The sequence below is a fragment of the Vibrio sp. 1641 genome, from assembly GCF_033339995.1.
In the GTDB taxonomy this organism is placed as follows: Bacteria; Pseudomonadota; Gammaproteobacteria; order Enterobacterales; family Vibrionaceae; genus Vibrio; species Vibrio alginolyticus.
In genome coordinates, this window is record NZ_JAWOVP010000064.1 from 1 (window position 1) to 977 (window position 977).

1 protein-coding gene is annotated in these 977 nt (G+C 53.0%); it reads right to left on the reverse strand.

Annotated features, from left to right (window positions below):
- A partial coding sequence (locus R7Z47_RS24175; protein ID WP_318130678.1) for a tandem-95 repeat protein occupies nt 1-977 on the reverse strand: 977 nt, incomplete at both ends.

Below are 977 nucleotides of genomic sequence, written 5' to 3' on the forward strand. Positions count from 1 at the left end.
TTATCTGCCACGATGTCCGCCACAGGCGCAACTGTGAAGTTCACCGTTTGGCTAACGCTTTCGCCGCTTGGATCGGTAGCCGTAAAGGTCAACGCTTCAGAGCCGTTCCAGTCCGCAGTTGGAGTGAACGTAGCAATGCCATTGACGATCGCCACTTGAATGTTGCTGTTGCCAGAAACGCTGAAGCTCAGCTCGCCATCCACGTTATCTACATCGCTGAAAGCAGTATTTAGATCGATGCTGTATGGCGTGAAATCTTCCGCCAAGGTTTGGTCTACAATGTTGCTCTCAACCGCAGGTGTGTCGTTCACCGCATTCACGGTGACGTTAACCGTCGCTTGGTCTGTCAGTGCACCATCGGTGACGGTGTAAGTAATTTCGGCGTCACCATTGAAGTTCTCGGCCGGTGTGAAGACCAACTTGCCGTCAACAATCTCAACTGTCCCTTGGTCACTCGGCACAGATGCCGAGTCAATCGACAGCTTATCGCCATCAATATCGGTGTCGTTTGGCAGAACATCAATCGTGACAGCGGTATCTTCTTGTGTTGTTGCCGCGTCATCTTTTGCCACTGGCGCATCGTTCACTGGCGTCACATCGACGTTCACCGTGGTGGACTCTGATACCCCACCTGAGGTGACGATGTAGGTGAAGCTGTCTGTGCCGTGGAAGTTGTCGTTTGGCGTGTAGGTTACGCTGCCATCCGGGTTGACCGAGACCGTGCCGTTAGCTGGTCCGTTATTGGTATCTAGCGACACCACTTTGTCGTCGCCTTCGAACGTATCGTTACCTAAGACCTTAATGATGGTTGGCGTGTCTTCCACAACCGTCGCGTTGTCTGCCACGATGTCCGCTACAGGCGCAACTGCGAAGTTCACCGTTTGGCTAACGCTTTCACCGCTTGGATCGGTGGCGGTAAAGGTTAGGGTTTCTGAGCCATTCCAGTCTGCGGTTGGAGTGAACGTAGCAATGCCATT